Annotated in this window: 29 protein-coding genes; 11 read left to right on the top strand and 18 right to left on the bottom strand. The window is 42.5% G+C overall.

Features of this window, described 5'->3' with window-relative positions; genetic code table 11:
* The 10 genes from EAE93_RS24705 to hrpB form a co-directional block, all read right to left on the bottom strand.
* A partial coding sequence (locus EAE93_RS24705) for a DUF6392 family protein (protein WP_250151079.1) occupies positions 1-165 on the bottom strand: 165 nt, incomplete at its 3' end.
* A gap of 104 nt (positions 166-269) precedes the next feature.
* A complete protein-coding gene (locus EAE93_RS16950; RefSeq protein ID WP_036808189.1) occupies positions 270-728 on the bottom strand; it encodes a DUF6392 family protein in 459 nt (152 codons plus the stop codon).
* Positions 729-741: 13 nt separating this feature from the next.
* Complete coding sequence (locus EAE93_RS16955; protein WP_214040183.1) at positions 742-1,194, bottom strand: DUF6392 family protein; 453 nt, start codon at positions 1,192-1,194, stop codon at positions 742-744.
* 85 nt (positions 1,195-1,279) lie between these two features.
* Entirely contained in the window at positions 1,280-1,753 is a 474-nt protein-coding gene (locus tag EAE93_RS16960; protein WP_214040184.1) for a DUF6392 family protein, read from the bottom strand.
* Positions 1,754-1,951: 198 nt separating this feature from the next.
* The gene (locus tag EAE93_RS16965; RefSeq protein ID WP_214040185.1) at positions 1,952-2,410 is read right to left on the bottom strand and encodes a DUF6392 family protein; all 459 of its coding nucleotides are present in this window, start codon (positions 2,408-2,410) and stop codon (positions 1,952-1,954) included.
* Positions 2,411-2,515: 105 nt separating this feature from the next.
* Positions 2,516-2,980 carry a DUF6392 family protein gene (locus tag EAE93_RS16970; RefSeq protein ID WP_105396475.1) on the bottom strand — a complete coding sequence of 155 codons (465 nt, stop codon included), beginning with the start codon at positions 2,978-2,980 and terminating at the stop codon, positions 2,516-2,518.
* A gap of 109 nt (positions 2,981-3,089) precedes the next feature.
* Positions 3,090-3,557, bottom strand: coding sequence for a DUF6392 family protein (locus tag EAE93_RS16975; RefSeq protein ID WP_105396476.1), 468 nt, complete (start codon positions 3,555-3,557; stop codon positions 3,090-3,092).
* On the bottom strand, positions 3,554-5,221 hold the full coding sequence (locus tag EAE93_RS16980) for an S-type pyocin domain-containing protein (RefSeq protein WP_214040186.1): 1,668 nt from the start codon (positions 5,219-5,221) through the stop codon (positions 3,554-3,556). The genes EAE93_RS16975 and EAE93_RS16980 overlap by 4 nt, the downstream gene beginning before the upstream one ends.
* A 371-nt stretch (positions 5,222-5,592) precedes the next feature.
* Positions 5,593-8,046 carry a bifunctional glycosyl transferase/transpeptidase gene (gene mrcB, locus EAE93_RS16985; protein WP_214040187.1) on the bottom strand — a complete coding sequence of 818 codons (2,454 nt, stop codon included), beginning with the start codon at positions 8,044-8,046 and terminating at the stop codon, positions 5,593-5,595.
* 94 nt (positions 8,047-8,140) lie between these two features.
* Positions 8,141-10,579: an ATP-dependent helicase HrpB gene (gene hrpB, locus EAE93_RS16990; RefSeq protein WP_214040188.1), complete on the bottom strand. Its 2,439-nt coding sequence runs from the start codon at positions 10,577-10,579 to the stop codon at positions 8,141-8,143.
* 92 nt (positions 10,580-10,671) lie between these two features.
* Here hrpB and sfsA point away from each other — a divergent pair, with 92 nt between their 5' ends.
* From sfsA to panD, 8 genes are all read left to right on the top strand, one after another.
* Positions 10,672-11,379, top strand: a complete 708-nt coding sequence (gene sfsA / locus EAE93_RS16995) for a DNA/RNA nuclease SfsA (protein ID WP_036808210.1) — start codon at positions 10,672-10,674, stop codon at positions 11,377-11,379.
* Between the two features lie 195 nt (positions 11,380-11,574).
* Positions 11,575-12,030, top strand: a complete 456-nt coding sequence (gene dksA, locus EAE93_RS17000) for an RNA polymerase-binding protein DksA (protein ID WP_011145244.1) — start codon at positions 11,575-11,577, stop codon at positions 12,028-12,030.
* 61 nt (positions 12,031-12,091) lie between these two features.
* The gene (gene gluQRS / locus EAE93_RS17005) at positions 12,092-12,994 is read left to right on the top strand and encodes a tRNA glutamyl-Q(34) synthetase GluQRS (RefSeq protein WP_036808211.1); all 903 of its coding nucleotides are present in this window, start codon (positions 12,092-12,094) and stop codon (positions 12,992-12,994) included.
* A gap of 294 nt (positions 12,995-13,288) precedes the next feature.
* Complete coding sequence (gene pcnB, locus EAE93_RS17010; RefSeq protein WP_110087219.1) at positions 13,289-14,647, top strand: polynucleotide adenylyltransferase PcnB; 1,359 nt, start codon at positions 13,289-13,291, stop codon at positions 14,645-14,647.
* A 5-nt stretch (positions 14,648-14,652) separates the two neighbouring features.
* Positions 14,653-15,168: a 2-amino-4-hydroxy-6-hydroxymethyldihydropteridine diphosphokinase gene (gene folK / locus EAE93_RS17015; protein WP_214040202.1), complete on the top strand. Its 516-nt coding sequence runs from the start codon at positions 14,653-14,655 to the stop codon at positions 15,166-15,168.
* A gap of 70 nt (positions 15,169-15,238) precedes the next feature.
* On the top strand, positions 15,239-16,030 hold the full coding sequence (gene panB, locus EAE93_RS17020) for a 3-methyl-2-oxobutanoate hydroxymethyltransferase (RefSeq protein WP_214040189.1): 792 nt from the start codon (positions 15,239-15,241) through the stop codon (positions 16,028-16,030).
* A 54-nt stretch (positions 16,031-16,084) separates the two neighbouring features.
* Positions 16,085-16,939 carry a pantoate--beta-alanine ligase gene (panC, locus tag EAE93_RS17025; protein WP_036808215.1) on the top strand — a complete coding sequence of 285 codons (855 nt, stop codon included), beginning with the start codon at positions 16,085-16,087 and terminating at the stop codon, positions 16,937-16,939.
* A 74-nt stretch (positions 16,940-17,013) separates the two neighbouring features.
* Positions 17,014-17,394, top strand: coding sequence for an aspartate 1-decarboxylase (panD, locus tag EAE93_RS17030; protein ID WP_214040190.1), 381 nt, complete (start codon positions 17,014-17,016; stop codon positions 17,392-17,394).
* Positions 17,395-17,511: 117 nt separating this feature from the next.
* Here panD and EAE93_RS17035 read toward each other — a convergent pair whose 3' ends face one another.
* Positions 17,512-18,282, bottom strand: a complete 771-nt coding sequence (locus EAE93_RS17035; protein ID WP_214040191.1) for an ABC transporter permease — start codon at positions 18,280-18,282, stop codon at positions 17,512-17,514.
* Complete coding sequence (locus EAE93_RS17040; protein ID WP_110087217.1) at positions 18,279-19,205, bottom strand: ABC transporter ATP-binding protein; 927 nt, start codon at positions 19,203-19,205, stop codon at positions 18,279-18,281. The genes EAE93_RS17035 and EAE93_RS17040 overlap by 4 nt, the downstream gene beginning before the upstream one ends.
* A 187-nt stretch (positions 19,206-19,392) precedes the next feature.
* On the opposite strand from EAE93_RS17040, the gene can reads away from it, so the two are divergent.
* A complete protein-coding gene (gene can, locus EAE93_RS17045) occupies positions 19,393-20,046 on the top strand; it encodes a carbonate dehydratase (protein WP_040149596.1) in 654 nt (217 codons plus the stop codon).
* Positions 20,047-20,401: 355 nt separating this feature from the next.
* Here the strand turns inward: can and EAE93_RS17050 are convergent, their stop codons facing one another.
* Complete coding sequence (locus EAE93_RS17050; RefSeq protein WP_040149595.1) at positions 20,402-20,902, bottom strand: GNAT family N-acetyltransferase; 501 nt, start codon at positions 20,900-20,902, stop codon at positions 20,402-20,404.
* Between the two features lie 4 nt (positions 20,903-20,906).
* On the bottom strand, positions 20,907-21,185 hold the full coding sequence (locus EAE93_RS17055; RefSeq protein WP_082301047.1) for a type II toxin-antitoxin system TacA family antitoxin: 279 nt from the start codon (positions 21,183-21,185) through the stop codon (positions 20,907-20,909).
* 239 nt (positions 21,186-21,424) lie between these two features.
* On the opposite strand from EAE93_RS17055, the gene EAE93_RS17060 reads away from it, so the two are divergent.
* Both EAE93_RS17060 and EAE93_RS17065 read left to right on the top strand, forming a co-directional pair.
* Positions 21,425-21,676, top strand: coding sequence for a type II toxin-antitoxin system RelE/ParE family toxin (locus EAE93_RS17060; protein WP_415186298.1), 252 nt, complete (start codon positions 21,425-21,427; stop codon positions 21,674-21,676).
* A gap of 39 nt (positions 21,677-21,715) precedes the next feature.
* Entirely contained in the window at positions 21,716-21,994 is a 279-nt protein-coding gene (locus tag EAE93_RS17065) for a HigA family addiction module antitoxin (RefSeq protein ID WP_011145233.1), read from the top strand.
* 108 nt (positions 21,995-22,102) lie between these two features.
* Here EAE93_RS17065 and hpt read toward each other — a convergent pair whose 3' ends face one another.
* From hpt to EAE93_RS17085, 4 genes are all read right to left on the bottom strand, one after another.
* On the bottom strand, positions 22,103-22,639 hold the full coding sequence (hpt, locus tag EAE93_RS17070) for a hypoxanthine phosphoribosyltransferase (RefSeq protein WP_040149593.1): 537 nt from the start codon (positions 22,637-22,639) through the stop codon (positions 22,103-22,105).
* 675 nt (positions 22,640-23,314) lie between these two features.
* Positions 23,315-23,854 carry a Panacea domain-containing protein gene (locus EAE93_RS17075; RefSeq protein WP_250151078.1) on the bottom strand — a complete coding sequence of 180 codons (540 nt, stop codon included), beginning with the start codon at positions 23,852-23,854 and terminating at the stop codon, positions 23,315-23,317.
* A gap of 154 nt (positions 23,855-24,008) precedes the next feature.
* The gene (locus tag EAE93_RS17080) at positions 24,009-24,509 is read right to left on the bottom strand and encodes a GNAT family N-acetyltransferase (RefSeq protein WP_011145230.1); all 501 of its coding nucleotides are present in this window, start codon (positions 24,507-24,509) and stop codon (positions 24,009-24,011) included.
* 4 nt (positions 24,510-24,513) lie between these two features.
* The gene (locus EAE93_RS17085; RefSeq protein ID WP_011145229.1) at positions 24,514-24,792 is read right to left on the bottom strand and encodes a type II toxin-antitoxin system TacA family antitoxin; all 279 of its coding nucleotides are present in this window, start codon (positions 24,790-24,792) and stop codon (positions 24,514-24,516) included.
* Positions 24,793-24,885 lie beyond the last annotated feature (93 nt).

Below are 24,885 nucleotides of genomic sequence, written 5' to 3' on the forward strand. Positions count from 1 at the left end.
CCGGTTAAAAGCCAGAAATATCCCCTCTTTCTGCATATCTAACGATACATAATCGTCACCAGAATCTCCTCTAGGCTTACTCTTATAAGGAATCAGACCTTCATTAAAAATTTCCTGATAAGATTTACCCAAGCTATTTATTAACGCCTCTACATTTATCGCCATTATTTACATAACCTCTTTATTCATATCTTACCGCTAGTATATAAATATGGATAACGGTTTATTAGCCACTATCCAATAAAAGTAAAAAAAACTCTAGAAGACATTTATTCAAAACGTTCAAATATTAATGCATGTGCCCGTAAATCAGCCAAATAGAGAAAACGAATCTCTGTATTAGGATATTGCTCACTTAACTTATGTGTATAAGAATCATATCCACCAACCATGCCAATAACAGGGATTTTTTCTGGGCCACCAGCAGAATCAGGTTCCCCCATCAATGCTCTAACGATTGCTCTATCCATTGAATGTGAAAATGGATAAGGCAATTCTCCATTATATTCTCCACTACCCTCATAAGCGTTAATAAGTGTAATTTGTACAGATTTTAATACTCTTGAATCAGCGTTAAATACCAGTGTAAGGCCAGCATCAGGTCCACAATCGAATGTATCAGCATTCTCAAACAAAAACTCAAACATTCCGGCTAAAATAAGTTTTCTTTCAACTAATTGCTCCGCCGTTTGTCCTAAGCTTTTAATCATCTTCATAATATCTGCCATTATTCCCCCTTTTTCAAATAGTGTTGAAATTAAGTGCTCTCACTCGATAATAAGAATCATAAATAAAAATAACTTCCACGTTTGGATAAGATTTTATACGATTTATATAAGCATCGTATCCACCAATAACACCTATAATCGGTGCTTCTATCATATCTTTTGACTCCGTAGGTTCTCCATATTCAGCTCTTATCGTTGCCTTATCCATTAAAGATAAAAATGGATAAGGCAAACTACCATTATATTCATCATGATCACCATGTATATCAATTAGAATTATCTGGACTGAATTCAATTGCCTAGATTTAGAATCAAAAACTAATGTGATTCCTTTTTCAGGTTCGCAATTAAACGATGCATCCCCTTCAAAATGAAACTTAAATATTCCTTTAGATATCTCACCATCCTCAACTAACGTTTCCGCGGTTTTTCCAAGATATTTAATTAATTTCGTAATATTAGTCACTATTACTACCCTTATTCTTCATTCAATTAGTGTAGTTCTTCCAATACCTTATATCACTTCTGCTTATTCCGCCTTTGAGATATCTCTACCATGTCACACTTTCAGAACGAAGGAAAGTCATTGTCTCAACTTGTTCAAACAAATCATGGGATAATTGTATATAAATCTTTTCCTCAGATTCAGATACATTGTAAAGGTAGAGGTCTTTCCAACCATATTGACAGTTAAACACCTTACATGGTGGAAAAGACTTAATTGCCTGCCCAAAATGCTCCTTAACCCATGCACGCGTCATTGGATTAACCAGAGGGAATGGCAATTGATTTGGATAAACATAACGGGGCCGTTCTTCATCGATCAATGTCAGCGTGACATGTGTTAATTTCTTGCTGGTCCGGTTAAAAGCCAGAAATATCCCCTCTTTCTGCATATCTAACGATACATAATCGTCACCAGAATCTCCTCTAGGCTTACTCTTATAAGGAATCAGACCTTCATTAAAAATTTCCTGATAAGATTTACCCAAGCTATTTATTAACGCCTCTACATTTATTGCCATTATTTACATAACCTCTTTATTCATATCTAACCTCTAGTATATAAACATGGATAACGGTTTATTAACCACTATCCAATAAAAGTAAAAAAACACTCTAGAAGACATTTATTCAGAACGTTAAAATATTAATGCATGTACCCGTAAATCAGCCAAATAGAGAAAACGAATTTCTGTATTAGGATAGTGAGAGATTAATCTTCACCCAGATTTTTTAAAAGTTAGATCACTTACCCTTTGATGTATTGTGTACCCAAACACAATATTGATTGCCGGATATAAGTCTTTTAAGCAATCGATATAAACATCCCAGCCACCAACCATGCCAATAATCGGTACTTCTGTAGCTTCATTAACCTCAGAAGGTTGACCTAAAATAGCTCTCACTGTGTCTTTATCCATTACAGGTTGAAATGGTGAAGGCATATTGCCTTTATAAATTTCAATTTCAGGTAAATATGATATCAAAGTAATGCATACAGAGATTAATTTTTTTGTGAATTCATCAAAAACTAGCATGAGTCCAGGCTCAGGTTGACAATGGAATTCCTCATCACTATTAAAGATGTGCTCAAATTTCCCAGCCGAAATAAGTTGTTTTTCAATCAACATATCGACTGTTTGTCCTAAATTATTTATGATTGCAACAACATCAGTCATTATTTATATAACCTTTATTCCTAGTTAAACCAATTCATCTGCAATTTGTTTTTAAACTACTCACAAATGAATTGGCTATTAAAAAATCTCCCTTTTTATTATTGACTACCAACGTACTCTACTTGTAGGTAAGAATGTAACTCTACTAACTCGATCTAAAACATCATGCGATATTTGCATGCTAATTCCCTGCTTACCTTGATAGGAATAAAGATATGTCCAACCAAATTCACGTTTTAATGCTTTAAATGGCGGCGCGGTTTTAGTTGGCTTTCCTAAATTATCATCTATCCATTGACGATTCATCTCCTTATTTAAAGGATATGGTATATCGTTTGGAAAAACAAAGCTAGGACGATCAGGTACGATTAAAGTTAGTGTCATCTCTATAAATACCTTAGTTTCTCGATTAAATGATAAAAAAACACCTTCTTTCGCCATATTTAAGGATATAGTTTTATCTCCAGAAAAACCACTTGGTTTAGTTTTATAAGGAATTAATCCCTCATCATAAATATCTTGGTAGGTTTTACCTAAGCTATTAATTAATGCTTCAACATCAACTACCATTATCTGTATAACCCCTGTTCTTGGTTAAACCAATTCAACTGCTATGTTATTTTTTCAAACTACTCACAAATGAATTGGCTTTCAAGAATAACCACCCATCTATTACTAACTACCAACGTACTTCTGATGTAAGCAAGAACATTACAGATTCAACACGCTCAAACAGGTCATAATCAACCTGCATACTAGTCGGCATCCGAAAATCCAATAACGTATATAGCTCTGTCCATCCAACATCCCTCTTGAGAATTCTTCGCGGAGGAAGAGCCTTTTCTGGTTTACCTAATTGCTCGTGCAGCCATTGCCTGAACATCAATGTCTTCAAAGGAGAAGGCAACTCATTAGGAAATTGGTAGGAGGATTTCTTCTGATCAAACAAAAGAAGCTCTATAGCAAACAGAATTTTGCCATCCCTCTTAAAGGCCAAATACATACCCTCTTTAATCATATCCAAAGTGATATCAGGATCTCCTGGGTATCCTGTTGGCTTAGTCTTATAAGGGATTAACCCCTCATCAAAAATTTCCTGATAAGGCTTACCCAAACTGTTTATTAATGCCTCTACATTGACTGTCATTTATATAACTCCTGTTCTTGGTTAATCTTATGCATTTTAGCTCTAGCATCCTCAAGCTGCTCTTCTGTTGCACCATACTGTTTCAACGCTGGTTTTATAGCATCAAAATCACGATCTACAGCCGCTCTCAAATCATTAGCATCTTGCTCTATTTGAGACAGAGAGTTTCGGCCTCCATAAGTTGCACTAAACTTTTGATGTACCTCAGCCGGAATAATAATGGCAGCAACATCCTTAGCGTCTTCATTTAATTTAGAAATTGATAAGGTTGGATATCGCTTCCTCAATTTAGCTCTCACAGCCGCTGCCGAAGGCATATGATCAGCATGCGTTCCATTTCTTGGTCGCCCCGCAAAATTTCTATACAAATCTACTTCAAACAATTTCACCGGTGGTTTACTCAAATACACATACACCGGCGGCATATTAGGAACGGGGAGGATCAGAATATAATCACGAAAATCCTTCTCTTCCGGCATAGGTAACGATTCAATATCGCTGCCGACTTTATCCGGGATCGGCAACACGGTTATTTGCGACGGAATAAACGGTTGTTCTTCATTCCCGGTATGCGGTGGAACTTTGAATTCCTGCTCGCTCGGCGTCCATAAAATTGTCGGCCGGTTTTCTCCCGGTTCCCAAAACTCGTAATTACCGGTGGTCCGATTCAGCGTCATCATGCGAACCGGTACTTTATCCAGACCACCTTCCGGGCTGACGTGATATCCCTGAACCGTCATCCTGCCGCTTTTTTCATCTCTGATCCAGCGAAAACGCACACGGGTAGAAGCTTTACCGTACTGTTCCGCTATCTGGCTCAAACGATACGGGGTTAAGTAATCCTCCTCGCCTTCATTCAACTTCGGTGAATAAAACAGCCCCATTAATCCAACTGTCACCGGATTCGGCGCCGCCAGCCAACGTCCTGCACTGATGGCGCCGCCGCCAATGTAACGCATCACCAGCGTTTCCCCTTCCGCTACCGCGCTGCGGGCAGTGGCGGCCACAGCGGTAGCGGCGGCTTCGGCTTTATCTTCACCACTACGGAACCACCGTTTATACCACGGTAATTTTTTATCCTGCGGTTTATCCGGTTCAGGCGGGTGTTTCTCACCTTGTGGAGATGGTTCCGGTTTTTGTGGCGTCACCGGAGTGGGAGATGACGGAACCTGATATATCGCCATTCTGCCGAAGTTATTCGCCGGTTCAGCCTCGGTTCCGGCATCAGTACAACCTTTACCCCGTAAGCAGGATTTCGCAAATACCGGTATTGGAGGCTCTTTAGTCACAGGAGGTGCGGGCTGAACGTTTCTCGTTTCCTTCACCGGCGACGAGAAATTCTGGGCCGCCATATTCACAGGCGCTGTAGCCCGATGATTAGGCTGCTCCTGCTTCTCATAGCTGTCCATCTCCGAGTTGATAAACCTAGCCCGACAGGGGCAAGTACTCACACTGTCCAACGTGCCAGCCAGCTTGCGGCCCATGTCAAACACGTCAGATACACCACCGACAATCATGTAAGTACCGGGATGTTTGCCACAGGTAACTGTATCCCCTTCACGAGCGGTCGCCCGTCCATTAAATGTCATGGTGTGATCACCGGTGATAATCTGTCCGCCACAGGTTGTCTTATCACCAACGAGCAAGAAATATCCTATTGCCATCTATTCATTTCTCCATTGGTTTACAGCATGGAGAGTGAAGCTAATTGAAATTATCGTCATATTATTATCGCCATCAAGCTAATACACATGATCAACAATTAATCAGATTTTACTTAAAGAAGATATAGGAATATTCTGAAAATTGCCGATTTTATTGCCTATGATGGGCGTAATAACTCATAATTTACAACAATTTATTTATAATTAAATAACAAAAATAAGGCTAAAAGGATAATAACGCGGTATGTTTGGAAAGCAGGTAAAAAGGGAGTGAACAGCTCTGTAGGATGAATAGCGCTCTACTTTACCCAGAAAACAAAAACGCTGACCATAGAGATCAGCGTTTTGTCATTTATCTCATCAAATATTTATTATTGGCCAAACATCTCCCGCAACCAGCCCGGTGCTTGTTCTTGCTGTTGAACAGGTGCTGATACCTCTGTTTGCTGGCACAAACTTTGTGGATCATAAGTCCAAACCGGTAATGTTCGCCAACCACTGCCACTACAGCTAAAGCTGCCATCCTGATTAACCGCCATATCGACAATGCCTTCTGGTGGAATATTATTCAATATCAGCGGCGTCTGATTTTCCAGATAACGGCGATACACATTCAACGCCCCTGTAGCGCCTGTCAGATTAGTCGGGTCGTTGTTATCGCGGCCAACCCACGCTATCACCACCTCTTTACCATCGATTCCGGCAAACCAGCTATCACGCAGATCATTGGTGGTACCCGTTTTACCCGCCAGATTATAACGACCAAACTTAGCGTTCAGAGAACGAGAAGTTCCATTCGCTACCACCTGCTGCATACCATATAGCGTCAGATAAGCCGCCTGAGCCGGTACAGCCCGTTCAGCCTGTGGGTAACTCTGATATATCACAGTGCCATCTTCCGCGATGACAGAACGTAACGCGGAAAGCGTCGCACGGTTGCCGCCACTCGCCATTGTCTGGTATTCCTGCGCTACTTCCAAAGGTGTCAAGCTGAGAGAACCCAGTAACATGGCCGGAACCTGCTGAATCACTTCCTCCGGTACGCCAAGCCGGATCAATGTGTTGCTGACATGATCAAGACCAACCGCCAATCCAAGGTTCACCGTAGGAATATTCAATGAATTTGCCAGCCCATCTATCAACATGACTCGCCCACGGAAACGACGGTCATAATTTCTCGGTTCCCAAACCTTGCTGTTCGGCTGTTTTACCGCAAGGGGTTCATCCGCCAGCCAGGTATTCAACCGATATTGATCCGGCTCGCTCAATGCCGCCAAATAAGTCGAAGGTTTCGCCAGCGAACCAATTGAACGACGCGCCATCATCGCTCGGTTAAATCCAGCATACTGAGGTTGAGAACCCCCAACCATCGCTCTGATTTCACCACTGATACGATCGACAACCACCATTGCCCCTTCAAGGTCAGCAATTTTGCGGGTTTTTCTCAGGTTGGCAATTCCCTCTTCTACCGCGTTTTCAGCCGCATCCTGAGATACCGGGTCCAAAGTAGTGAAGATTTTTACGCCGGACAGATCATTTACTCGATCCCCCAGTCGGTCCTGCAATTCTTTACGAACTAGCTGCATAAACGCCGGTTGTGGGGTAATAACACCACCTTTCGGTTTTACCCCCAGTGGACGAGCACTCAATAACTTATAAAGATCTTCATCAATAATTTGCTGGTTTTGTAACAGCTTGAGCACCACATTACGACGCTGGAGAACGAGTTTAGGATTACGCCACGGATTATAGAGTGAGGCCCCTTTCACCATACCGACCAGCAACGCCTGTTGATCTAAACTCAATTCATCCACTGGACGACCAAAATAGTAGAGGCTCGCCAGCGGAAATCCTCGGATCTCCCCATCACCACTTCGGCCTAAATAAACTTCGTTCAGATACAGTTCGAGAATCCGATCTTTGCTGTAACGATAATCCATCAGCACCGCCATATAGGCTTCATTGGCTTTGCGCACCAAAGTACGTTCATTGGTCAGGAACAGGTTTCTCACCAATTGCTGCGTCAGGGTACTTCCCCCCTGAACCGTACGCCCGGCAGTCAAGTTAGCCAGTGCCGCACGCCCAATGGAAAGAATACGGATGCCATCATGTTGATAGAAATGGCGATCTTCCGTCGCCAGCAAGGTGTTAACCAGTAAATCGGGGAAACCAGAACGTGGCACAAATAACCGCTGCTCCCCATTGGGGGACTGCAACATGGTAATTAGCTTCGGATCAAGACGGAAGAACCCAAACTGACGCTGGTTTTCCAGATTTTCGATCCCCGCCAAGCGGTTATCGCTGAAAGTCAGCAGAGCGTGGATCTGCCCCTCTTTGCTGTCAGGGAAATCAAACGGACGACGCAACATTTCAATGGTTTCACCTCTGACAGAAAACTCCCCAGCGCGGGTAATTTTTGTCACCTGGCGATACTGCATCCCTTCCAGCAGATGTACCATCTCTTTCTTACTGTAGTTCATGCCCGGTTCAAGATTGACCATGCGGCCATAGACTGCCGCCGGTAACTCCCAGACTTTTCCATCAATGCGATCGCGGATTTTAGCATCCAGATAGACACCATAAGCCGCCAGTAATACGGCAAAAATAATAAATATCTTGAATAACAACCAGAACCAACGCCACTTTTTCTTAGGTGGGCGAGAATACATTCCTTTCGTTGTCATGGGTTGATCCTCTTCATCATCGTAGTCATCATCTTCATAGCCATTATCATCCAACCGATATCGCCTTTTTAATGGCCCTTTACTGCGGGATACCAACTTTTTGCCTTTACGTCCGATTGGTTGACGATCTTCACCAGACATTCCAAAATTCTCCAAAACCGCTCAGATGCTCTTATTTGGGTTTTCATATTTTTTAATGAATTTATTCGCCAGCAAAAACAAGGAGTAAATTCTATTACGAATATTTTTTTGTCCGCCGAGTAGGTACCGTATTTGCCGGATCATCCGGCCATAAATGTTTTGGGTAACGCCCTTTCATCTCTTTTTGTACTTCACGATAGGACCCTTGCCAAAAAGCAGCCAGATCCTGCGTGATCTGCAATGGCCTTTGGGCTGGCGATAATAGTTCAAGCACCAGTGTTACCCGCCCTTTTGCCAGAGATGGGCTTTGCTGCTCACCATACATTTCCTGCATCCGAACAGATAATACCGGTGGTTTATCACTGAAATAACGGATTGCTATCCGACTGCCGGTAGGAACAGTGTAATAAATAGGCAGTTCATTATCCAGACACTGTTGTTGTTGCCAATCCAGCAAGTTTTCCAACACCGGCAACAAATCAATCTGTTTCAGCCCTTTCAAATCACGCACGCCAGTAAGGAACGGCATCAACCAATCATCAAGAGAAGCCATTAATGCATCATTATCTACTGCCGGCCACTCCATTTCAGGCAACCATTTAGCCGCACATTGGATACGGATGCACAACTGAACTGCCGCAGGTGACCAGTTCAGCTCATGTAATCCCTCACTGCGTAACCAGTTTAGCAGAGCCTGTTGTAATTGCTCATCGGAAGGTTTTGCCAATCGTTGGGCTTTTACTGTCAGGCTGCCACATTGCAGTCGTTTCCAGGTTTGTAACGTCCCTTTGTTATCATCCCATTCAACGACACTCTGCTCACTGAATAAATTCGGTTGTTGCTGTACCAGTCGTTCAATATCCAGAGGACAAGCCAGCAAAATACGCGCATCAGGATTTTTGCTGTTTTGTAATAACGAAGGAGCCACCAGCCACGATTCGCCAGACAACTTTTCTTCATCATTGATTATCGTTCCCAGACCATTCGCCAGTTGAAAACGCCCTCTCTTATCTCGATTTTTGGCTATCCTGTCAGGGAAACCCTGGGCTAATAGCATTGCAACAAATCCACCATCCGGCTCACCAAAATGATCGCCCATATTCCTGGTTAACTGCTTTGCCCGCCGTAACCAATGAGCCTGTCGCTGTTCAACCCAATAAGTGATATCCGGCTGACCATCTCGGGGCGGTTCCTCCAGAATCGCGGTCAGCATAGCTGCGGTTGCCAGCATATCGGCCCCTTGTTCCAATCCCGAACATAACATCGCAGCCAAACGCGGATCACTGCCAGATTCCGCCATTTTTCTGCCTCTGGACGTTAACTGACCATTGCTATTGACTGCGCCTAACTGTAATAACAGCGATTTGGCTACCGCCAGAGCTGCCGCCGGCGGCATATCTAGCCAGTGCAATTGAGAAATATCATGACAGCCCCACTGCAATAAGGAGAGCCATAAGCTACTGAGATCAGTATTCAGAATTTCAGGCTCACTATGTTCTGCCGATCTTTCTGCCTGTTCCTGGCTGAATAGATGCCAACAAATTCCGGCTTCCAGTCGTCCCGCTCGGCCAGCCCGTTGTGTCATAGAAGCTTGACTGATGCGTTGAGTGATCAGGCGAGTCAGCCCATTTTTGGGTTCAAAACGCGTCGTGCGTTCAAGACCACTATCAACCACCAATCGAATACCTTCAATCGTTAAGCTGGTTTCCGCAATGTTGGTCGCCAAAACAACTTTACGGCGTCCACATGGTGAAGGTTCGATCGCTTTTTGTTGTTCAGCCAATGACAACGCACCGTATAACGGGCATAAATCGGTATCCTCAGCAACTCTCCCGCTAAGAAGTCCAAATACCCGTTGAATTTCTCCGCTACCCGGCAAGAACAACAGCATAGAACCTTGTTCCTGTTGGAGTAACCGCAATACAACGGTAGCTACACTCTGTTCAAGAGGTTGATGAGTTGGCAAATGACAATAATGTCTGGTCACAGGAAAGCTTCGCCCTTGAGAAGTAATCACCGGCGCATCAGGTAATAAAGAACAGAGCCGCTGATTATCCAGCGTCGCTGACATAATCAAAATTCGCAGATCATCCCGCAGTCCTGCCTGTACATCCAGCAACAACGCCAGCGCCAAATCGGCCTGCAAGCTACGCTCATGGAATTCATCCAGAATCACCAGAGAAACCCCGGTCAGCATGGGATCTTGCTGCAACATACGGGTTAAAATGCCTTCCGTTACCACTTCAAGGCGAGTGGTTGTACTCACTTTCGTTTCTGAACGCATCCGGTAACCCACCGTCTGCCCGATATTTTCATTCAGTTGAGCTGCAAGGCGATTAGCAACACTGCGAGCGGCAATCCGCCGTGGTTCCAACATTATGATACGTCCAGAAAAATCGGCTTTTTTCAGAATTTCCAGTGGCAAAACTGTCGATTTCCCGGCACCAGCCGGAGCATGAAGCAGGACCTGTTGTGAACTTTTCAACGCACTCAGGACAGGCTCGACGACTTCATATACAGGCAATAAAGACACAAACACTCCATACAAAGAAAGTTAACTTTCAACCGCCGGCATTGTAGCATTGCCCGCTTCAATCTTATGCCATCAGTCATCAAGGAGTTTTTATGGAATTCCATCCACCCTTACAATCTGCCACGCTAATTCGTCGTTATAAACGCTTCCTGGCTGATGTCATCACACCGGAAGGCGAAACACTGACCATCCATTGTGCCAATACGGGCGCAATGACCGGCTGCGCGACACCGGGAGATACGGTTTGGTACTCCACATCTGATAATCCCAAGCGTAAATACCCCAACAGTTGGGAATTAACAGAAACGCAGGATGGTCACTGGATTTGCGTCAATACGCTCAGAGCAAATGATTTAGTCGCTGAAGCCATTGCAAAAAATGCTATTCCAGAATTTTCTGAATATAAAAAAATCAGTCGCGAAGTGAAATATGGCGAAGAGAACAGTCGGATAGATCTGTTATTACAGGCAGAACAACAAGTTAATTGCTATATTGAAGTGAAATCAGTGACTCTTCTCCAGGAAAATTGTGGCTATTTCCCTGATGCTGTCACGACCCGCGGGCAAAAACACCTACGGGAATTGCAGCACATAGCAGAACAAGGGCAAAGAGCGGTTTTGTTCTTTGCGGTTTTGCATTCCGGCATCAGGCAGGTCGCGGCGGCGGCACATATTGATCATAATTATTCATCTCTTTTGGAACAAGCGCAAAATTCTGGGGTCGAAGTTATCTGTTACCAGGCCAACATGACCGGAAAAGGGATGATTTTAGGCGATAAGTTAACTTTTGTACTAAAATAATTAATTTATCGATTTACCTAATTATTTGCAGCCAAGTTGTACAAGGTGTAAAGGCATGCAATACATTTGCTTCCACACCATTGTGAAACTAATGGCAGGAACAATTGCCAACCCATGCTCCATCTGCTATTTATAGCGGCCTGTTTTTTTCCCCGCTAGGGGTTTGTTTGATAGTGCGTGTGTAGGAGAAGTATTATGCAAGAAGGGCAAAAACGTAAAACCTCGTCCTTAAGCATTCTCGCCATCGCTGGGGTAGAACCTTACCAAGAAAAGCCAGGTGAAGAATACATGAACGATGCCCAGTTGGCGCATTTCAAGCTAATTCTTGAAGCATGGCGCAATCAACTCAGGGATGAAGTAGATCGTACTGTATCTCATATGCAAGATGAGGCAGCGAACTTCCCTGATCCAGTTGACCGTGCGGCGCAGGAAGAAGAATTCAGTCTTGAATTACGTAACCGCGATCGTGAGCGTAAATTGATTAAGAAGATCGAGAAAACCCTGAAAAAAGTCGAAGATGACGATTTCGGTTTTTGTGAATCCTGTGGCATTGAGATCGGCATCCGTCGTTTGGAAGCCCGTCCAACCGCAGATTTGTGTATTGATTGTAAAACTCTGGCCGAAATCCGTGAAAAACAGATGGCTGGCTAATTAATGGTGTTCCGAATACGGCGTCTTCATGACGCCGTATAAACAACTCCACTGATCCCATATGATAAAATCTGAACGTCCCCACGCTTATAGTCCCCACTCTTATATTGGGCGTTTCGCCCCATCACCTTCTGGCGACCTGCATTTTGGTTCATTAATCACTGCCATTGGCAGCTATTTGCAAGCCCGCGCTTGTCAGGGAAAGTGGCTGATACGTATCGATGATATTGATCCGCCCAGAGAAGTTCCCGGTGCTGCCGACCGTATTCTTCACGCGCTTGAGCATTACGGTTTACATTGGGATGGTGAAATTCTCTATCAATCTCAGCGCCATGAGGCTTACCGTCATATCCTTAATCAATTGCAACAACAAGGCTTAAGCTATTACTGCACTTGTACCCGTCAACGCATTCACCAGACTAATGGTTTTTATGATAGAAACTGTCGTGAATTAAATTTGCCCGTTGATCATGCAGCAATTCGATTCAAACAGCGTCATCCGATTTACGGTTTCGAAGATAAGTTGCAAGGATATCTGAACGCCGATCCGATCATGGCTGAAGAAGATTTTATTATTCACCGTCGTGACGGTTTATTTGCCTATAATTTAGTGGTTGTTATTGATGATGATTACCAAGGAGTGACCGAGGTGGTAAGAGGAGCTGATTTGATCGCACCAACCGTCCGTCAGATGGCGCTTTATCAGCAGTTAAATCTGAAAATACCTGACTATATTCATTTACCACTCGCTCTAAATCAGGATGGCAATAAACTTTCCAAACAGAATCATGCTCAGCCGATCCCATTGGATGATCCCCGGCCATTACTGATTGAGGCATTATCTTTCCTTAATCAACCAGTCATAGAAAACTGGCAAGACCTTTCTCGTGATCAATTGTTGAAAAAAGCAACAGCACGTTGGGAGCTGGACCGAATTCCACGACAAGGTAAAATATATAGGTAACGTGAATAAAGTTACGGTTAGTCATAACAACCATTCTCAAAAAATACACAGTAGGCTATGATTAGCCGCTGTTTTTATTTGTTTTATATGATTAGTTACTTATCGAGGTGTACCATTTTTAACCGAGTAGCAAATTTCTGCCGTAACTTATTGATCCGCGAAGGGAAAACTAACCGCGAACCACAGGCAGCCAGTGAAGGATCAGTCACCGGATCTAATCGTTCTACTCAGGAAGAGTACGTAACTCTTCACTCTAATCGCCAAAACCCTTATCAATCTTCATCCAATGTGGAAATGCAAAGGAAGGTTGAACAGGAGAATCCTCATCCTGACTCATTAATAACGATAATTCCACGGGAACAACATAGTATTTCCCGCAGAGATATCAGTGAAAATGCACTGAAAGTTCTTTACCGCCTGAATAAATCCGGCTTTGAAGCCTATCTGGTTGGCGGTGGCGTCCGTGATTTATTGCTCGGCACGAAACCGAAAGATTTTGATATTGCCACCAATGCAACGCCAGAACAGGTACGTAAGCTATTTCGCAACTGCCGTCTGGTTGGACGCCGCTTCCGTTTAGCTCATATTATGTTTGGTCAGGAAGTGATTGAAGTCGCAACATTCCGTGGTCCACATGAACAAACGGGTTCCGGTGATAAAAATCAGTCACAACAAGCACAAAGCGGTATGCTACTGCGGGATAACATCTTCGGATCAATTGAAGAAGATGCTATGCGCCGCGATTTCACCATAAACAGCCTCTATTACGGCATCAATGATTTCTCTCTGCGTGATTATGCCGGTGGTCTTCATGATCTGGAAACCGGTGTTATCCGCTTGATTGGCGATCCTGAAACTCGCTATCGAGAAGATCCAGTAAGAATGCTGCGTGCGATCCGCTTCGCCAGCAAACTAAATATGACCATCAGCGAAGATACCGCCGAACCGATTTCTCGTTTGGCTTTTCTGCTGAGTAATATTCCACCAGCCCGCCTGTTTGAAGAATCGCTAAAACTTTTACAAACCGGTCAAGGCTACAGCACTTATCAACTTCTGCGCGAGTACCGCCTATTTCAACCACTTTTTCCATTGGTTCAACGCTATTTCACCGAAAATAACGACTCGCCAATGGAACGTATGGTCAATCAGGTTTTGAAGAATACCGATTTCCGGTTACAGAACGATAAACGGGTTAATCCGGCGTTTTTGTTCGCCGCGATGCTCTGGTATCCACTGGTTGAGCATGCGGAAAAGCTGTCCCAAGAAGGTGGTCTGGCTTACTACGACGCTTTCGCATTGGCTATGAATGATATTTTGGATGAGCAATGCCACTCCATTGCTATTCCTAAGCGCCTGACAACCATCATGCGTGATATCTGGCAATTGCAGCTACGCCTGCCACGCCGTCATGGTAAGCGGGCAAATAAGTTGATGGAGCACCCTAAATTCCGTGCTGCCTACGATTTGCTGGAACTCAGGGCCAATGTCGAAAACCGCAATGAGCTAAAAGAACTTGCCCATTGGTGGGGAGAATTTCAGCAAGTCAATGCATCACAGCAACGACATATGATTTCCGAACTGGGCAGTGAGATTGTCCGTCGTCGTACACGGCCACGCCGTCACTATAAACCAAGACTAAGCAGGAACGGCTGATAATGATGGCTCGTGTTTATATCGCTGTTGGCAGCAATCTGGCGGAACCTATGCAGCAAGTAAAAAATGCACTTGCTGCATTACGGAATTTACCGGAAACAGAATTTATTGCCTGCTCCTCACTGTATCGTACTAAACCGATGGGGCCGCAGAATCAACCTGATTTTCTGAATGCGGCAGTCGCGCTGGAGACCACGCTAACACCGGAAGAACTACTCAATCACACTCAGGCGATTGAACTGGCTCAGGGGCGGGTAAGAAAAGATGAACGCTGGGGGCCAAGAACACTTGATCTGGATATCATGCTATTTGGCGATCTGGTGATTAATACCAAACGCTTGACAGTGCCTCACTACGGACTAAAACAACGCGAATTTATGCTCTACCCGTTAGCTGAAATTGCCCCTGATCTCATATTTCCTGACGGGGAAGCTTTATCTGAAAGACTAAAACATATTCCAGAAAACGGCCTGGAGCTCTGGCTGCAACCGCAGTCCTCTGATTCTAATCATTACATATAAGGATCTCAGTTCAGTCCGTGGCCGATTTCTGTACATAACAAGAAAAATTGCAGGAGAAGGAAGATAGATAATGAAACCAATAACCATGACTGATCTGAATCAGCTCAAGAACGAAAAACGTAAATTCGCAACTATTACCGCTTATGACGCCAGCTTTGCCCACCTGTTTGCCGAGCAAGGTATCGATGTCATGCTGGTGGGTGACTCACTGGGTATGACAGTGCAAGGGGCTGATACCACCATTCCAGTGACAATTGAAGATACTGTCTATCACACTCGTTGCGTCCGTGCCGGAGCACCTTATACTTTTATTATTGCCGATATGCCTTTCATGAGTTATGCCACACCAGAGCAGAGTTGTGAAAACGCGGCTAAGCTTATGCGTGCTGGCGCTAACATGGTGAAACTTGAAGGCGGTAGCTGGTTATACGATACCATTAGTATGCTTACCGAGCGTTCTGTACCCGTTTGCGCTCATTTAGGGCTAACTCCGCAGTCAGTTCATATTCTGGGCGGTTATAGAGTGCAAGGACGTGATGAAGAATCAGCGAATCAATTGATAAAAGATGCCATTACCTTAGAAAAAGCGGGCATACAACTGCTGGTGCTAGAGTGCGTCCCCGTTGATTTGGCTAAACGTATCACCGATGAATTACAGATCCCGGTAATCGGTATTGGCGCCGGTAATGTGACTGATGGGCAAATTTTAGTGATGCATGACGTGCTAGGCATCACAGTAAGCCCGCCTAAGTTTGTGAAAAACTTCCTTGAAGAAGCGGGAAATATACCTGATGCCATCCGCCTATATAAAGAGCAAGTAGAAAGCGGCGCCTACCCAGGTAAAGAACACTCATTTTATTAATAAATTACCCTTTGTTAGCCCGAAGGCTGCAAACATACTAAGGAGTATTAAGCAATGCTGATTGTCGAAACCGTACCGATTCTACGCCGTGAAATCCGCCGCTGGCGTCAGGAAGGAAAACGCATTGCACTGGTGCCAACAATGGGTAACTTGCACGATGGCCATATGACGTTAGTCGATACAGCCAAAGGGCAAGCAGATATTGTGATTGTCTCTATTTTCGTCAATCCGATGCAGTTTAATCGTCAGGATGATCTGGCAAGATATCCCCGTACTTTACAGGAAGATTGCGAAAAACTTCATCAACACGGTGCCGATCTGGTATTTGCTCCTGCCGATAAGGAAATATACCCTAACGGTATGGAACATCAAACTTATGTTGAAGTTCCTGGGCTTTCTACCATGCTGGAAGGGGCCAGTCGTCCCGGTCATTTCCGTGGTGTGTCAACCGTGGTGAGCAAACTATTCAATTTGGTACAACCCGATTTGACCTATTTTGGCGAGAAAGATTTTCAGCAATTACAACTTATTCGCCAAATGATTGACGACCTGGCTTATGACATTACGCTAATCTCAGTACCTACTGTGCGCGATAAAAATGGCCTGGCTCTCAGTTCACGTAATAACAATTTAACAGCCGATGAACATCGAATCGCCCCAGAACTCAGCAAGATCATGCGATCTATCGCTGAAAAAATGGCACAAGGTGAACGTCACACAGAACAAATGCTTACCCAAGCTGCCGAACAGCTACGCGAAGCAGGTTTTGTACCTGATGAGTTGTTTATCCGTGACGCCGAAACATTGGCGCCGTTAAATACCGAAAGTAAAAAAGCGGTTATTCTGATGGCTGCTTGGTTAGGGCAGACCCGTTTAATCGATAATCAACAGATAGACTTAATGCAATAATCGCCGTTGTATCAGGCGTTATTGATGCAGGAAAATAACAGATTCTAAGTTGTCATCGAATCAGGAGAGAAACCATGTTGCGCACGATGCTACAGGGGAAATTGCACCGAGTGAAAGTGACTCAGGCAGATCTACATTATGAAGGTTCCTGTGCAATTGATCAGAATTTTATGGATGCTGCCGGTATTCTGGAATATGAAGCTATTGATATCTATAACGTGGATAACGGCGAGCGTTTTTCCACTTATGCTATCGCCGCTGAACGTGGCTCTAGAATAATTTCAGTTAATGGCGCGGCCGCACGCCGTGCGGCGGCAGGTGATAGGCTGATTATTTGCTCATATGTACAAATCCCTAGTGAAGATGCCTGTCATCATAAGCCTAATATCGCTTACTTTGACGGTGATAATATTATGAGCCGTATAGCTAAAGCCGTGCCAGTTCAGGTAGCTTAAATATTAATTTAAGTGCTCAATAATGGGTAGGTTGTGAAGACATTGCAATTGTGAAGACATTACAAATGCATTTCCCCTACCCATTCATCACTACTCACATAACAAAAGAATCTACAATTAAGTCCTCAATCCCCGCCCTGTTTCAATTAAATACCAAGCAGCAAGATAAAAAACCATAATAAATGCGGTCAAAACACTTAATGTAACTATCAAAGAAACATCAGTAATTCCCAGGAAACCATAACGAAAACCACTAACCATATAAACGATCGGGTTAAGCTTGGAAACCGCCTGCCAAAATGGGGGTAATAATGTCAATGAATAGAACACCCCGCCAAGATAGGTCAATGGCGTTAATACGAAGGTCGGAATAATGCTGATATCATCAAATGTCTTAGCAAAAATCGAATTCAGCAAACCGCCTAGTGAAAACAGAACGGAAGTCATTAGCAATGTAACAACAATCATCCACCACGCATGAATATGAAGCGGAACAAAAAATAGAGAAACCAATGTCACCAAAATACCGACGCAAACACCACGGGCAACACCACCACCAACAAAGCCCACAATAACTATGTGTGTCGGAACCGGCGCTACCAATAATTCCTCAATACTGCGCTGGAATTTCGCGCCAAAGAAAGAGGAAGAAACATTAGCATAAGAGTTAGTAATCACCGCCATCATAATCAGGCCAGGGACAATAAACTGCATATAATCGACACCGCCCATTTCTCCAATACGCGAACCAATCAAGCTACCGAAGATAATAAAATAGAGCGACATGGTAATAACCGGCGGTAATAAAGTCTGTACCCAAATACGCCCAAAACGGGTAATTTCTTTAATCCAGATAGTTTTTAGCGCCACCCAGTACAACTGAATCATTTACTATCTCCTTGCTTGTTGTTCACCAAGCTGACAAATAACTCTTCCAGACGGTTCGCTTTATTGCGCATACTCAGAATATGAATACCCTGAGCACTTAATTGGGTGAATACGCTATTTATTCCCTGACCACGTTGAACATCTACTTCCAAAGTAGAGGCATCCAGCAGTCGATAATTATATCCTGCCAGTTCAAGAGTTGGGTTTTGCGTCGCCAGATCGAAGAAGAATGTTTCAGATTCCACCCGACTGAGTAAATTTTTCATACTGGTGTTTTCTACCAATTCACCGTGCTGAATAATACCAATATTACGGCACAGCATTTCTGCTTCTTCCAGATAGTGAGTCGTTAGAATAATTGTCGTTCCCTGTGCATTCAGTTGTTGCAAAAAATTCCACATAGAGCGACGAAGTTCAATATCAACACCGGCAGTCGGTTCATCAAGAATCAATAATTTAGGCTGATGCATCAAAGCACGTACAATCATCAGACGTCGTTTCATCCCACCAGACAGACGAATCGCTCGTTGATTACGTTTTTCCCACAGATCTAACTGCGATAGATAAGTTTTCGCTCTGGCTTGCGCCACTTTTCGCGGTACACCATAGTAACCGGCTTGATTGAGAACAATCTGCAACACTGTCTCAAACGGGTTAAAATTAAATTCTTGCGGAACAAGACCTAACTGGCGTTTAGCATTCACAATATCGGTATCAATATCATAGCCAAATACCTTAACCTTACCGCTGCTTTTGTTTACCAGAGAGCTAATAATGCCGATTGTGGTGGACTTCCCTGCACCATTCGGACCCAATAATGCGTAGAAGTCTCCAACTTCCACATTCAGGTCTATCCCACGCAGCGCCTTAACACCATCAGTGTAAGTCTTAGTAAGCTGCGTTAACTCCAATGCATAAGTCATAAATTACAAAACACCTTTATTATCTGGTCGCCTTTGCGTGCAATATGGAAACATAATGCTCCTTTTCTGCCTGACTTGCTTTGCAAAAACAGCAGAAAGATTAAAAACAAACAGCAACAAAATATTAAAATTTTAATTGATGTTGTATATGATTCTATCTTAAAGAAACACTACCAGGCTATGAATCATGATGAAAAAAATAGAAGAGCTGCTTGCCAATAACAAGCAGTGGTCAGAATCGGTTAACGAAGAAAACCCAAATTTTTTCAAAGAATTAGCAAAATCACAAAAACCTCGATTCTTATGGATTGGCTGCTCAGACAGCCGGGTGCCAGCAGAAAAACTAATTGATGCCGCCCCCGGTGACTTATTCGTTCACAGAAACGTTGCAAACCTGGTTATTCATACTGACTTAAATTGTCTTTCAGTTATTCAATATGCGGTAGACGTACTGGAAGTTGAACATATCATTATCTGCGGACACTATGGTTGTGGTGGTATCGAAGCCGCAATTGATGGCACCGAACTGGGATTGATTAACAACTGGCTGCTACATATCCGTGATCTTTGGTATAAACACAGTTCTATGCTAGGTGAATTACCCCCCAATGAGCGTCTGAACCGTCTGTGCGAAATTAACGTTGTTGAGCAAGTATATAACCTTGGTCACTCAACCATTATGCAATCAGCATGGAAACGAGGCCAAAAAGTGATGATCCACGGTTGGGTTTACGGTATCCATAATGGTCAATTGCAGGATCTTGAAGTGACGGCTGACAGCCGTGAAAAATTGGAATTGGCCTATCGTCAGACCGTTTCCAAATTGACGCATAAGAAGTGATTTTTCTAAGTTACTGATAAAATACGCTGTAGAAAAGGTTATATTTAATCCTTTCTATAGCGTAATTAAATGAAAGTTTATGCAGATTTTTATTTTATTAAATAGCCATTTAAACCTCAAATAGCTATTTTAATTTTTCGATTTTATACATAGGGAAATAAGAATAAAACAATCTAAAAAATAATTATAAATTTATAAAAATAAAATATTTTCAGCTTATAGATTATATTAAAAATATATTTTAATGTTTTCTCAGACTTAAAAATTATATTTCACCCTTTAAACTCATGACAATACTTCTCTCCCGAGATATTAATAATAGTGGAAGGTTTACAACTGTTTTTGCTAGATGGTATTAATCTGTTATTTTAAAAACAGTTTTTAAATCCTTTAACGTGATCATTAGCGTCATTGGATTTAAAAGCGAATCACTAAAACCCACAGACTTATAAAACGCCTTAGCGTTCTCCGAGATAGCATGAACAATCAACCCTCTAACACCCACCAAATCTGCCGCTTGAGCGACACGTATGGAAGCATCTCTGACTAAATAGCGACCAAACCCTCTTCCTTGATAACGCTTATCAACAGCTAAGCGGCCCAAAATAATCACCGGAATGGGATTTGGCATATTACGCTTAAATTTGCTTATCGCCTCTTCTGACATGATTGAGCCGGTAGCTAACGAATAATAAGCAATAACATCCCTGTCTTCGCTTACAACATAGGTTCTCGAAGCATTCTCTTTTTGATTTTTTAATGCTCTGTCTGTTAACCAGTTGTCCAGGGTGTCAATTCCTGAAGTAAAACTATTTAAATTGTGCTCATCTGTTAACAAAGTTGGATCATTAATCATTTTATCACCACGGTTTTTTCATATTTGCCGTTTTGATAAGACGCTCATTTGGAGCAGCCGGAGCATCAAGTTTAGCAATAAAAGCATTAAAAATTTCTGGAGATATAACCATAAAGGAATATTCCAATAAAGTATTTTCAGCATCACGTTTGATTGTATCAAGGACATATTCAGTAACGGTTTTTCCCTTCACTTTTGCCGCTCTGTCTATTAAATCCCGATCCTCCTGCCTAATCCTCAAGTTGAGTGTCTTATTTTTACGATTCTCACTTATTACGTTCATTTCAAATCCCCTTATGCTATAGGTGGTCTAAATAATACACAAATGTAACGCCATTGTCATCACATTCTAGGGGGGAGAATTCCCATTAGGCATAGAGGCTTACATCGGCTTTCGCTAATACAAATGTAATATACCCGTTATCATTCATTGAATACTTAAATATTACAGAAATTATATGTATTTGTTGACATGCCATGACGACTTTCGTATAGCGTGCATATACAGTATACGAGACTAGTATGATTAAAAGCTTCAAACACAAAGAATTGGAAAAATTTTTCAAAACTGGTTCTACCGCTGGCATTCAGCCTAAGCATGCCCTAAAGCTGCAAATCCAGCTAACTGCATTGAATATGGCTAAAAAACCAGAAGATATGAATGCCCCTAGCTGGAAACTTCATCCACTAAAAGGAGCAAATCTTAGCGGTCACTGGGCAATATCTGTTAACGATAATTGGCGTTTAACATTTGATTTGAGGGCGAAGATATAATTCTCGTTAATTATCAAGATCATCACTGAGGGCAACGAAATGAAAATGCATAAACCTGCACACCCAGGCATAGTTTTGCGTGAATATCTTGGTGACATATCTGTCACAGAGGCAGCAAAGGCTCTCGGTATAACCAGAGCTGCACTATCTCGCATATTAAACGGCAATGCAGGAATATCTGCTGATATGGCCCTGCGACTAGAAGCCGCATTAGGTACTAGTGCCGAAATGTGGACAGGAATGCAGTCCCAATATGAACTGTGGATTGCCTCACAGCACAAAAGACCAGAAATAAAACCAATACTGGCTCACTCCTGATAGCGTAATAAGAGGGCTTTACTTAGCCAGCTACAACACTACACACCATGTCTGAATCACAAAGCAAAAACGGCAACCCGAAAGTTGCCGTTTTCAAATACGAGAAAACTACTCTTCTAGCAAAATCACATGGCCGATATAAGGCAGATGACGGTAAAGTTGCGCATAATCGATACCATAACCCACCACAAATTTATCCTCAATTGAGTAACCAATCCACTCCACCGGAACATCAACTTCACGGCGGGAAGGTTTATCCAGCAAGGTACAGATTGCCAGTGATTTTGGCTCACGCAGCGCCAAAATTTCACGTACTTTATTCAGGGTATTACCTGAATCAATAATATCTTCCACAATCAGTACATGCTTACCACGAATATCCTCGTCCAGATCTTTCAGGATTTTCACATCACGAGTGGAATTCATACCGCTGCCGTAACTGGAAGCCGTCATAAAGTCGACTTGATGAGGGATCTGAATTTCACGGCATAAATCAGCCATAAAAATAAAGGAGCCTCTCAGCAACCCAACCAATACCAGCCCACTCTCGCTGTCACGATAGTGCTCAGTGATCTGTTTTCCCAGTTCAGCAATACGCTGCTTAACCTCCTGTTCGGAGATCATAACTTCTACAGTGTGTTTCATTATAAAGTTAACCAATTGTTTTTAATGAATAAATATATAAAAATCAATAAAAGATTATAACCAGTTGATATGCCAATTAATACGCCATTCTTCCAGCAATATTATTGAACAGTTCCTTTCCCTTAGGATATCTCAAGGTAAGTATGGCATAAGATAAGGATATTTATAGTATCCAGAAGAGAAACCAATCTATAGATCATACACCAAAACTATTATTCAAAATAATAGCTCACCGCTAATCGACAAATTGTTGTAACGACACCAATATGTTGCGCTTCTGACCACGTTTCATTGTTGGGGAACACTTAACCGCCTTATAAACTTCACGCATACAATAATCAGTGACTTTACCCTTAACAATATTATGATAATCAGTGCTGATCCTTTCCTTAATATCGTTAATATCAAATGCCGCATGAGCATCTATACAATTAATAAACGAATCCCATTGCAAAAACTTATGATCTTTCTGAGGCAAATCAACTTGGCATTGAAGAAGTTCCTGTCGTAATTGGATAAATTCGCTGATTTTAGAATTAATGATCAGAACAAGCAGCGGCTCACAGCAGCAAACCAACAAATATTTTAACTTTGGCGGCGTTGTAAAAGGTCAGTGAAGATAAAAAAATCCGCCCTAAAAGATGCGGAAAATCTGTCACCAAAATTAGTCATCAGCTACTCAGTAGAAATCAGATAAGCAACTAACTTGTCACCATCCTTACAACTGGCAGCTATCACTTCCAATGGAATCTCACTATTCTGGTTAGCCGTCATCCAAACACTATCGTGGCTGATATCACGTATTTCTTTAAACGAGAGATTCCCATATTTTTCGATTGCTTCATTTATGCAATCAATATCCGAATCACTAAATACATCTTCATCGAAATCACGCAAAGCACGTATTTGATGATTTCCATGACGTCCCTCTACTGACAACAATGACCGAATGACATCAACATCACACTTATTTGGAATAAAGCGCCCGTCTCCCCTGGCTACTTTTATAATATCATAGGCATTCACTGCAACAGGGCCATCTTTCATTGCAAGATAGTTATCACCCGTAATTAACCGACCATAACGCTCCAAATGCAGCCGGTCAGCAAAATACAGAATTTTACCCACATGATAAACGTCAGAAATTGGCGCTATAGAGGCAACGTACAGAAGAGCCTCTATAGCCTTTTCTGAGTCAAATCTTGCACTAATCATCTCAATTACCTTCATTTAAATATACCCGTTATCTTTCAAGTTTCCTCTTTGTTGGCTGCACTCACTCACCCCGGTCACATCGTTATCTATGCTCCCGGGGATTCGCTCCCTTGCCGTCGCGATGCATCTTGAAATCCATTGGGTATAAATAGTATTAATCTGTTATTTTAAAAACCGTTTTTAAATCCTTTAGCGTGATCATTAACGTCATTGGATTTAAAAGCGAATCACTAAAACCCACAGACTTATAAAATGCCTTAGCATTCTCCGAGATAGCATGGACAATCAACCCCCTAACACCCACCAAATCTGCCGCTTGAGCGACACGTATGGAAGCATCTCTAACTAAATAGCGACCAAACCCTCTTCCTTGATAACGCTTATCAACAGCTAAGCGACCCAAAATAATCGTCGGAATAGGATTTGGCATATTACGCTTAAACTTGCTTATCGCCTCTTCTGACATAATTGAGCCGGTCGCTAACGAATAATAAGCAATAACATCTCTGTCTTCGCTTACAACATAGGTTCGTGAAGCATTCTCTTTTTGATTTTTTAATGCTCTGTCTGTTAACCAGTTGTCTAGGGTATCAATTCCTGAAGTAAAACTATTTAAATTGTGATCATCTGTTAACAAGGTTGGATCATTAATCATTTTATCACCACGGTTTTTTCATATTTGCCGTTTTGATAAGACGCTCATTTGGAACAGCCGGAGCATCAAGTTTAGCAATAAAAGCATTAAAAATTTCTGGAGATACAATCATAAATGAATGTTCCAATAACGTGTTTTCAGCATCACGTTTGATTGTATCAAGGACATATTCAGTAACGGTTTTTCCCTTCACTTTTGCTGCTCTATCTATTAAATCCCGATCCTCTTGCCTAATCCTCAAGTTGAGTGTCTTATTTTTACGATTCTCACTTATTACGTTCATTTCAAATCCCCTTATGTTATATATGGTCTAAATAATACACAAATGTAACGCCATTGTCATCACATTTATGGGGGGAGAGAACTCCCATTAGGC

Origin of the sequence: Photorhabdus akhurstii, assembly GCF_018448925.1 — a bacterium.
Classification (GTDB): domain Bacteria; phylum Pseudomonadota; class Gammaproteobacteria; order Enterobacterales; family Enterobacteriaceae; genus Photorhabdus; species Photorhabdus akhurstii.